Annotated in this window: 9 protein-coding genes; 4 read left to right on the top strand and 5 right to left on the bottom strand. The window is 69.2% G+C overall.

Features of this window, described 5'->3' with window-relative positions; all coding sequences use genetic code 11:
• Positions 1-729 (top strand): ferredoxin--NADP reductase domain-containing protein (locus tag EJC77_RS19775; RefSeq protein WP_476712886.1); only part of this gene is annotated, 729 nt, incomplete at its 5' end.
• A 17-nt stretch (positions 730-746) separates the two neighbouring features.
• Here EJC77_RS19775 and EJC77_RS19770 read toward each other — a convergent pair.
• The 4 genes from EJC77_RS19770 to EJC77_RS19755 form a co-directional block, all read right to left on the bottom strand.
• On the bottom strand, positions 747-1,427 hold the full coding sequence (locus EJC77_RS19770) for a FadR/GntR family transcriptional regulator (protein WP_125616890.1): 681 nt from the start codon (positions 1,425-1,427) through the stop codon (positions 747-749).
• Entirely contained in the window at positions 1,424-2,617 is a 1,194-nt protein-coding gene (locus EJC77_RS19765) for an MFS transporter (protein ID WP_240630389.1), read from the bottom strand. The genes EJC77_RS19770 and EJC77_RS19765 overlap by 4 nt, the downstream gene beginning before the upstream one ends.
• A gap of 376 nt (positions 2,618-2,993) precedes the next feature.
• Positions 2,994-4,079 (bottom strand): NHL repeat-containing protein, encoded by a 1,086-nt coding sequence (locus tag EJC77_RS19760; protein ID WP_125616884.1) that lies wholly within the window; start codon positions 4,077-4,079, stop codon positions 2,994-2,996.
• Positions 4,080-4,282: 203 nt separating this feature from the next.
• Positions 4,283-5,302: an agmatine deiminase family protein gene (locus EJC77_RS19755; RefSeq protein ID WP_125616892.1), complete on the bottom strand. Its 1,020-nt coding sequence runs from the start codon at positions 5,300-5,302 to the stop codon at positions 4,283-4,285.
• Between the two features lie 199 nt (positions 5,303-5,501).
• On the opposite strand from EJC77_RS19755, the gene EJC77_RS19750 reads away from it, so the two are divergent.
• On the top strand, positions 5,502-6,119 hold the full coding sequence (locus tag EJC77_RS19750) for a TetR/AcrR family transcriptional regulator (protein WP_125616881.1): 618 nt from the start codon (positions 5,502-5,504) through the stop codon (positions 6,117-6,119).
• A gap of 6 nt (positions 6,120-6,125) precedes the next feature.
• Here the strand turns inward: EJC77_RS19750 and EJC77_RS19745 are convergent, their stop codons facing one another.
• Positions 6,126-7,577, bottom strand: coding sequence for a helix-turn-helix domain-containing protein (locus EJC77_RS19745; RefSeq protein ID WP_125616878.1), 1,452 nt, complete (start codon positions 7,575-7,577; stop codon positions 6,126-6,128).
• A gap of 161 nt (positions 7,578-7,738) precedes the next feature.
• On the opposite strand from EJC77_RS19745, the gene gabT reads away from it, so the two are divergent.
• Positions 7,739-9,100 carry a 4-aminobutyrate--2-oxoglutarate transaminase gene (gabT, locus tag EJC77_RS19740; RefSeq protein ID WP_125616875.1) on the top strand — a complete coding sequence of 454 codons (1,362 nt, stop codon included), beginning with the start codon at positions 7,739-7,741 and terminating at the stop codon, positions 9,098-9,100.
• Positions 9,101-9,251: 151 nt separating this feature from the next.
• Entirely contained in the window at positions 9,252-10,112 is an 861-nt protein-coding gene (locus tag EJC77_RS19735; RefSeq protein ID WP_125616872.1) for an SGNH/GDSL hydrolase family protein, read from the top strand.
• Positions 10,113-10,190 lie beyond the last annotated feature (78 nt).

Genomic DNA, 10,190 nt, shown 5'->3' with positions numbered 1-10,190 from the left:
ATTGTGTTGTATCCGGAGGATTTCGAGTTCGACGCGGCCTCGGACGAGTTGGTGCGCACGAACAACCAGGTCAAGACCATGGTCACCACGCTGACCAACTGGCTCGTGGAGCAGGACGACGACGCCGCCGACCCCACCACGGGCGCATCCCGGCGCCTGCACCTGCACTTCCTGCACAACCCCGTGGAAATCCAGGGTGAGGACGGGAAGGTCACCGGGATCCGGTTCGAGCGCACCGAGCTGGACGGCACCGGCAATGCGCGCGGCACGGGCGAGTTCCTCGACTACCCGGTCCAGGCCGTCTATCGCTCGGTGGGCTATTTCGGCTCGGCGCTGGCCGACGTCGAGTTCGACCACCGCCGCGGGGTGGTGGTGAACGACGCNGGCGCCCCGGTGCCGGGCCTGTACGCGACCGGCTGGATCAAGCGCGGCCCGGTCGGGCTGATCGGCCACACGAAGGGCGACGCCCTGGAGACCATCACGAATCTGTTGGCCGACCGCGCAAGCCTGCCCGCCGCCGTCGTGCCGTCCGCCGACGCCGTGACGGACCTGTTGGCGGACCGCGGCGTCGAGTTCACCACGTGGGAGGGCTGGCTCGAGCTGGATGCGCACGAGTTGGCGCTCGGCGCGGCCGCCACCGAGGCCGGCCCGGTGCGGCGCGAGCGCGTCAAGGTGGTCCCGCGCGAGGACATGGTGGCCGTGTCCCGCGGGGCCAACGTCACCGCGTAATCGTCACCGCCTGATACCTACGCCTGCAACCAGCGCAGGCAGTAGTTCAGGTTCTGGTTCACGCTCTCCAGCGCGGCGTCCGGGTCGTGCGCCTCGATGGCCGCCAGCAGGTCCTCATGGCCCTCCGGATGGCAGCCGAAGTAGCCCTTGGCGCCGCGCTGGACCAGTAAATTGCTGCGGAACACGTCCCCGAACGACTCATACAGCTCAAACAAGAGCGGATTCGCGGACGCCGCCGCCACGGCCAGGTGAAAGTCCCAGTCCCGCTCCACCCACGTGGGCAGGTCGCCGTCGTCCCAGGCACGACGGCGGCCCGCCAGGTGGGCGCGCAGCTCGCCCACCTGCGTCTCATCGGCGTGGAGGGCGGCCAACCGGGCGGCCTGCGTGTCGAGGCCGAACCGGACCTCGATCACGTGCTCGGCGCCGTGCCGGCCAATCAGCTTCTGCGTGACCCCGGCGATCTCGCTCGTGGCCCGCACATACGTGCCGTCGCCGCGGCGCACCTCCAGCATGCCCGCATGCGCCAGCGACTTGACCGCCTCGCGCAGCGTGCCCCGGGACACGCCGAGCGACGCCATGAGCGCCGGCTCGGCCGGGATGCGCTCGTTGAGCGGCCACTCGCCGGAGCTGATGGCGTCACGGAGCTTCCCGGTCACCTCCTGGGCGAGCGGTTCGCGATGCGAGGGGGTGAGCGTCATGACGCGATCCTCTGCTCCTCGGCCCGCGGCTCTGCGGCCACATGCTTCCGGACGGCCGTGAGCAGCCAGGCCAGCACCACCTGGATGGCGGCGATGGCCACCAGCAGCACCAGGGGAAGCGTCCAGCCGCCGCTGGCACTGTGCGCCAGGCCCAGGCCGAACGGGCCCAGCGTGCCGAAGAAGTAGCCCACCGACTGCGCGAGGGTGGACATGGCCGTGGCGTCAGCCGTCGTCGTGCCGCTGCGGCTGATGACCACCAAGACCAGCGGGAACACCCCGAAACCCAGGCCCAGCAGCACGGCCGGCAGCGCGGCGGCGGTCACGGGTAGGAGGAGCAGGGCCACGGCGCCGGCCAGGTAGCAGCCGCTGGCCAGCAGGAACGCCGGGCGCAGCAGCCGGGGCCGGGCGGCCATGGCCAGCAGCACCACGTTCGCCGGGACGGTGACCACCTGGGCGAGTCCGAACATCAGCCCGCTGGCGGCCGGGTCCAGGCCGCGGGACGTGAGGATGTACGGGAACCAGCTGATCACCGAGTACGCGGCGATGGCCTGGATGGTGAAGAACGCCGTGATCAGCAGGCCCTGCCGAGTTTTCAGCAGCGGCCAGGGCGAGGCGTGCGTGGCGGGTCCGGCGGCAGGGCGGCGGTGCGCGGCGATGGCGATCGGTGCGAACGCGGCCAGTGTCGCGACGGACAGGATGGCCCAGGCGGCCAGGCCCAGTGACGGGGAGTGCAGCTGCAGCGCCAGCGGGACGCTCATGGCCGCGGAAAGCGTGGCGCCGATCGACATGGTGATGGTGTAGACGCCCGTCATGGTGGCCGTCTTGTGCGCGTAGTGCTCCCGGATGAACGACGGCATGGCAACGTTGCACACGGCCAGCCCGGACATGCTCACCACGGTGCCCAGCACCAGCATGCCGACGGTCGGGACGGCGCGCAGACCCAGCCCGAGAGCCAGTGTGGCCAGGGCGATGGCGATGGCCTTCTCGACGCCGGTGCGGCGCACCAGCCACGACGTGCCCGCGCCGGCGATGGCGAAGCACAGCGTCGGGATGGATGGCAGCAGTGCGGCCGTGAACGCGCCGTAGCCCAGGACCTGTTGCAGGTCGTGGAACAGGGCCGATGCGCTGGAGATCCCGGAACGCAGGTTCAACCCGATCAGCACGACGGCGGCCACCCCGGCCACGACCATGAGGCGGGTGCGCCGGGCTCCGGTGGTCGAGGCTCCGGTGGTCGAGCTTGGGCCCACAGCGGCGAGGGACCCGCTGCGAGCTTGCGAGCAGTGGGAGCCGCTGGGGAGCGAGACCGCAGTGATTTCGACGGGCTCAATCACCGCATCGGTGGTCGCGGCCGGGTCCAGGATCGCNNNGCCGGAATCGTAAGGGGGCATTGCTTAAAGATAAAACGTTAGACGTTTGATGTCTAATCGGTGCCGGTGGTCGAGCCTGTCGAAACCCCCGGTGGTTGAGCTTGCCGAAACCTGATTTCGGCAGGCTCAACCANCCGGTGGTCGAGCCTGTCGAGACCCGGGGTGATTTCGGCAAGCTCAATCACCGAACCGGCTCAGGTTAGCGCAGGTCCAGGAAGCCGAACGGTGGGGTCAACCCGGTGTAGTCTCCAACGACCTTCGCGTCGTAGGGCGCGTACAGGCCCGCCGTCGTGGTGGTCGGGCTGTAGTCGGAGACGTTGAGCAGGCCATCCTGGCGCACGATCATGCCGGCGTGGTTCACCTCGATCACCCGGTTGTTGAATTGATCGCTGATCAGGGTGTTGCCGTTGCGAAGCCGGACGGCGCGGGTCGGCAGCGGATTGGCGTTGCTGCCCGCCTGGGTGTTGGTGGTGTAGCTCCAGACCACGTGTCCGGCCGGGGTCACCTCGATGGCGCGGTTGTTGTTGGAATCGGTGATCAAGGTGTGCCCGTTGGGCAGTCGGCTGGCAAACGCGGCCCCGTTGAGCAGGTTGGTGTCCGGGACGGCGGGGTACTGCCAGAGGATCTGGTGCTGGCGGTTGACCTCAATCACCCGGTTGTTGTTCTCATCGGCGATGAGGATGTGGCCGTTGGCCAGCAGCTCAGCACTGTTGGGGTTGTTGAGCTGGTTGAATCCGGCACCTGCCGTTCCCGTCATCCCGTATTGCCAGACAATGTGCCGGGTCAGGTTGACTTCGATGATCCGTTCGTTGGCCTGGTCGGTGATCAGCACGTGTGCGGTCGGCAGCCAGGTGGACTGGACGGGGGTGTTGAGCTGGTTGGGACCGGAGCCGGTGACTCCGAATGTCCCGTACTGCCACACGATGTGCCCTGTTTGAGTGACCAGCATGACCCGGTTGTCGGGGCAGCCCTGGGGGCATTGCGGGATGGTGTTGGCCGGCGTTCCGGTGCCGGCCATGAGCGTCAGGGGTCCGACCCGCTGGGCGTCGTTGACGCCGATGATCGACCGGGCGGAGAAGTCATTGGGCCCCAGGCCGAACTGCCAGACGATCTTGTGCTGGGCGTTGACCTCGATGACCCTGTTGTTGAATTGGTCGGCGATCAGCAGATCGCCCGGCCGGTTGAACGAGCCGGCGGCAACCGTGCCGGATCCCGCCGGCTGTGCCGGGCCGGCCACGGCGCCCGCCGGGCCCGCCAGCCCAAGGGCCAGGACCAGGCCAGTCAAACTGGCCGCTGCGAGGCACCGGCGGAGGCGGCCCGGGAGTGTTGGTCTTGTGAACATCACATTTTCCTTCCTCGGGTGGCCGGGGCGCCGAAGACCGGACGGGGACGACGGTTACCGGCCACGTAACGTGTAAACGAAGCCGGCGGCGGCCGGGTTCAACCGCGGCCGGACTTGGACGAGCACCGGCGACACCCTGGAGCGGCCTACGGCAGTGCGGGTTGCTGCTGCGTGATGCAGTGGATGCCGCCGCCGCGGGCGAACAGTTCCCGGGCGTCGACCGTGACGACCTTGCGGCCGGGATACGCGGCGGACAGGATTTCGACGGCGGTGGCGTCCATGGGGTCGTTGAAGCTGCACGCGATGACGCCGCCGTTGAGCACCAGATGGTTGATGTAGCTGTAATCGACGAAGCCCTCGTCGTCGGTGAGCGTGGCCGGCGCGGGGACCTCGATGATGTTCCAGGCCCGTCCCGCCGCGTCCGTGGTGGCGGCCAGGTGCTCGATGATGTCGGCGGTGATGGCGAAGTCGGGGTGTTCCGGGTTCGCCTGCCGGTGCACCAGGAGCGTGCCGGGGCTCGGGATGGCCGCCACGATGTCCACGTGGCCGCGGGTGCCGAATCGTTCGGCGTCCCGGGCCAGGCCGCGCGGCAGCCAGATCACCTTGGTGGCGCCGATGGTGCGGGCCAGCTCCGCCTCGACCTCGGCCTTGCCCCAGCCGGGGTTGCGGCCCGGGTCCAGCTGGACGGTCTCGGTGACCAGCACGGTGCCCTCGCCGTCGACCTGGATGCCGCCGCCTTCGTTGACCAGTGGCGAGTCGATGACGTCGACGCCGGCCAGCTCCGCGACGGTGGCGCCGATGCGCGCATCATGGTCCCACGTGGCCCAGTCCTGGCCGCCCCACCCGTTGAAAACCCAGTTCACGGCACCCAGGCGGGGCGCGCCGCCGTCGTTCGTCATGACAAAGGTGGGGCCGATGTCGCGCATCCAGGCGTCGTCCAGCGGCGCCTCGGCGATCTCGACGTCGGGGGAGAGATAGCTGGCGGCGACCTCGCGGTCGCCGGGGGCCACCACCATGGTGACGGGCTGGAACTCGACAGCGGCGTTGGCCACGGCCGCCCAGGTGCCCCGGGCCGCGTGCGCCTCCTCCGGCGTGTCCCCCAGGGCGTAGCCGCCGGGCGGGAACGCCATCCAGATCCGGGATTGTGGCGCCGTCTCGGCCGGCATCAGCCAACCGATCGCGGGGTCCGTGCGGGGATGCGGGGTGCCGGCGTGCGTGGGGATCGGGGTGGCCATGGGGCTCCTTCGGGCGGGGTCCATTGAAACGAATATGGTTCGTTTATTATCCGGATCACATCCCGGTCGGCGCAAGGGGTTGGCGAATGAAATTCGTTATTGTGGTGGAAACAGTTGATGGAGGAACCCAATGGCACGGCCGCTCACCCCCAAGCTTTCCCCCGCCCGCATCGCCAAGGCGGCCCTGGAGCTGGTCGACGCGCACGGCGAGTTCACCGTCCCCGACCTGGCCAAGCGCCTGAAGGTCAGCCCGTCCTCGCTGTACAACCACGTGGACGGCAAGGCCGACATCATCGAGCTCATGCGCGGCCAGGCGGTGGGGGCGATCGCGCTGCCGGACCACAGCGCCGGCCTGGACTGGGCCCCGGTCATCCGGGAGATCGCCGTGCAGTACCGCAATTCCTATGCCCGGCACCCGCGGCTGATCCCGCTGCTGACCGCCTACTCGGTCCGGGATGAGACGACGATCCGCATGTACAACGTGCTGGCCGACCAGTTCGTGGCCGCCGGGTTCGGCCCGGCCAGGGTGCTCGAGGCCATCACGGTGCTGGACAACTTCGTGCTCGGGTCGGCGCTCGACGTGGCCGCCCCCGAGGAGGTGTGGGAGCCGGGGGAGGCGGCGACGGACTCCCTGCGCGCGGCCCTGGCCGCCGGGCTGGGCCGGGAGCGGCGCGCGGACGAGGCCTTCGAGTTCGGCCTGGACCTCATCGTGGCCGGGCTGGAACGGGCCGCGGCCGCCGGTCCGTAGCGGGAGCTAGAGGGCGCCCGGCTTCGCCAACCGGCGCACGGCCAGCGCCAGCCACAGCTGGACCCGGTCGGCCGTGACGGCCGGGTCGTAGCCGGTCAGCTCGGCGATCTGCGTGAGCCGGTACCGCACGGTGTTGCGGTGCAGCGTCAGCGCCTCGGCCACGGAGGCCACCGAGCCGTTGAGCCGCAGGTAGGCCTCCAGCGTGTGCACCAGCTCGGCCCCGTGCGCCTGGTCGAAAGCGACGAGGGGGCCCAGCGCCTCCGCCGCCATGTCCGCCATGGGCACGTCCCCGCTGGCCAACAGCAGCGACGTCAGCGACAAGCGCTCGGGGACGTTCACGTCCAGCCCGCGCGAAGCGGCCTCCCGGGCCTCGAAATAGCTCCAGCGCAGCCCGTTCGCCTGCGAATACGCACCGCCGATGCCGACCGACCCGGTGATGCCGACGTCGGTCATCTGCCGGCTGAGCGCGCGGCCCAGCGCGCCCGGATCGCCCGCCTGTGCCGGGACCACGACGGCCAGTTCGTGCGCCTCGCCATCATTGACGACGGCGGCGACGGCGCCTTCCAGCTCGTGCGGCAGGCTCATGCTGGCCAGGGTGGCGAAGGCGGTCCCGGTCCCCTGGACGAGCAGGACGCTGTTCTTCGCCGCCGGGTTGATCTGCAGGTTCTGCAGGCGGGCGGCCGCATCGGCCCCCTCCAGCGTGCCGTGGACGATGTCCGCCAGCACCTGGCCGGCAATGTGCCGCGCCGTGGTGCGCCGCTGCATCAGGTTGTTCAGCTCGATCCCGATCAGGCCGCGGGCGTAGTCGACGATGCCGTCGTCCGTGAACGGCTTGCGCAGCCACAACGTGCTGGCGTCCCGTTTGCCCGTCGCCAGCGCAACCGCGTGCCAGTCGTCGTCGGGCATGGCATGGGGGGTGCTGGAAAACAGCTCCGTCCCGTACTGGGTGATGGCGACGTCCGTGGCCGTCATGCCGGCCAGCTTGTGCAGCAGTGCCGGCAGCCCGCCGCCGGAGAGCAGCGCCCGGGCCAGCACCTGGTGCTGCCTGAGCAGCCGCTCCAGCTTCGCGTAGTGGTCGGCGGAGCGCGAATCGGCCACGAGCTTGCCGATGACGATGAACGGCGTCACATAGGGGACCTCGACCACCGGGACACCCCACCGGTTCGACTCGGCCACGAGGGCCGGCGGCACGACGTCGTGTTCGAACCCGATGCCGAAGCCGATCCCGGCGGCGCCGGCGCGGCGGATCTGCCGCACGAAGGAGCGCTGCGCGTCGACCGTGACCAGGCGCGCGCCCGTGGTCAACACGAGTTCCCCGCCGCTGAGGAACGGCTGCGGGTTGTCCAGCTCGGTCACGGCCACCCAGTCGATTGACGCGGTCAGCGGGGTGCGGTTCGATCCGAGGCTTTTCAGGTTCAGCGCGGGGTTCACAACCAGATCCGCCAGGGTCAGTGCCATGCGACAATTATACAAACGCACTAAGAATTACGTGGCAACTGGTGCAACCGGACATTATCGGCGGGGGTGGGCTGGGCCTATGCTCGGCAGTGAGGTGCGGCACGAAGCGAACCCCCACACGTCCACCCCGATTCACCCCACATACTGTGAAAGGTAGTTCCATGGCAGAGATTGCGTACCGGCTTGAGCAGAAGCGCCGGATCCTCGGGGCGTTTCCCGGGCCGAAGTCGGCCGCGCTGAACGAGCGCCGGAAGTCGGTCGTGGCCGGCGGTGTCGCCTCCAGCGTGCCCGTTTACGTGGCGGACGCCGACGGCGGCATCATCACCGACGTGGACGGGAACTCGTTCATCGACCTGGGCTCCGGCATCGCCGTGACGACGGTCGGCGCCTCCGATGCGAACGTCGTCGAGGCGGTCCAGGAACAGGTCGCGCACTTCACGCACACCTGTTTCATGGTGACCCCGTACGAGGGATACGTCGAGGTGGCCGAGGAACTGGCCAAGCTCACCCCGGGCGACCACGAGAAGCGCTCCGTGCTGTTCAACTCCGGCGCCGAAGCCGTGGAAAACGCCATCAAGGTGGCCCGCCTGGCCACCGGCCGTGACGCTGTCGTCGCGTTCGACCACGCCTACCATGGCCGCACCAACCTGACCATGGCGCTGACCGCCAAGGCCATGCCGTACAAGACGAACTTCGGCCCGTTCGCGCCGGAGATCTACCGCGTGCCGATGAGCTACCCGTACCGCGAGGAAGCCGAGATCAAGGGTGAGGACGCCGCCCGCCGCGCCATCACCATGATCGAGAAGCAGATCGGCGCCGAGTCCGTGGCCGCGATCCTGATCGAGCCGATCCAGGGCGAGGGCGGTTTCATCGTCCCGGCCGAGGGCTTCCTGCCGACCCTGGTCGCGTGGGCCAAGGAAAAGGGCATCGTGTTCATCGCCGACGAGGTCCAGTCCGGCTTCTGCCGCACCGGCGCCTGGTTCGCCTCCGAGCATGAGGGCATCGTCCCCGACATCATCACCATGGCCAAGGGCATTGGCGGCGGCCTGCCGCTCTCCGCCATCACGGGCCGCGCCGACCTGTTGGACGCCGTGCACCCCGGCGGCCTCGGCGGCACCTACGGCGGCAACCCGGTGGCCTGCGCCGCGTCGCTGGCCGCCATCAAGACGATGAAGGATCACAACCTCGTCGGCCGGGCCCAGCACATCGAAAAGGTCGTCACCGAGCGCGTCACCGCGCTGGCCGGCGAGCTCGGTGCGGCCGGCATCATCGGTGAGTTCCGCGGCCGCGGCGCCATGTTGGCGATCGAGCTGGTCAAGCCGGGCACCGGCAACACCACGAAGGAGCCCAACGCCGAGGCCGCGAAGGCGATTGCCGCCGCGTGCCTGGCGGCCGGCGTCGTGATCCTCACCTGTGGCACCTACGGCAACGTCATCCGCCTGCTGCCGCCGCTGGTCATCGGCGACGACCTGCTGAACGACGGCCTGGACGTCCTGGTCGACGCCATCCGGGCCGCCGCGTAAGCGCTGCCTGGCGGTTCGGTGATTGAGCCTGTCGAAATCACCCCGAGGTCACCCCGGGGTCTCGACAGGCTCGACCACCGGTTCGGTGATTGAGCCTGTCGAAATCGCCCCGGGACGGTCAGAATCGCCATTGCGGGTGGAGGATGGACCCATGAGTGATCCTCCCGCAGGCGCAGGCCCCGAGTCCCGGCATCCCTGGCGGCGCTTCGTGGCCCTGGGCGACTCGTTCACGGAAGGCATGGGTGACCCGGAGCCGCGCAGCATGGGCGGTTTACGCGGCTGGGCGGACCGGGTGGCTGAGGAACTGAGCACCAGCTGTCAGGAATTCGCCTACGGGAACCTGGCCGTCCGTGGCCTGCTGCTGCGTGAGGTGGTCGATCGACAGCTGGGACCAGCCCTCGAGCTGCACCCGGACCTGGTGTCCCTCCAGGCCGGCGGCAACGACCTGATCCACCCCGGGGCGGACCCGGACAAGCTGGCGGCCATCCTGGAACCGACGGTGGAGGCGATGGGCGCCGACGGGGCCACGGTGCTCATTTTCGTCGGCCCGGACTCGGGGCGCTCCACCGTGTTGGGGCTGTTCCGCGCCAAGGTCGCCATCTTCAACGAAAACGTCCGCTCCATCGCCGAGCACCACGGTGCCGTCGTCGCGGACCTGTGGGCCATGCCGGAGCTGCACAATCCGCTGATGTGGAACGAGGACCGGCTGCACCCGTCCAGCCTGGGACACCACGCCGTCGCCGCCATGGTCTTGGACACGCTCAACGTGGACCACTCGCTGAAACTCATGGAACCGAAAGTCCTCCCGGCGCAAAATTGGCGCCAGGCCCGGTCAGGCGACCTGCTGTGGGCCCGGGACTACGCCGTGCCCTGGGTGCTGCGCGGGCTCAGGCACCAGTCGGGCAGCGATGGGTTCTCGGCCAAACGGCCCGCACCGGCCCCTGTTTTCGGCAACCCTGTTTTTGGCAACCCGGTCTTTGGCAACGCGGTCCCGCCCACTGGCGGAACCTAGACGAGTAATTCCAAGGGGTCCCGGCGGAGCGTCGAGTGTTGACGCGGGATGCAAGGGTGCCCAGAATCGGCGTTATCA

It is taken from the genome of Specibacter cremeus (assembly GCF_003946885.1).
GTDB lineage: Bacteria > Actinomycetota > Actinomycetes > Actinomycetales > Micrococcaceae > Specibacter > Specibacter cremeus.
The sequence above is the reverse complement of the archived record's forward strand: the minus strand, read 5'-3'. Positions and strand labels throughout refer to the sequence as shown.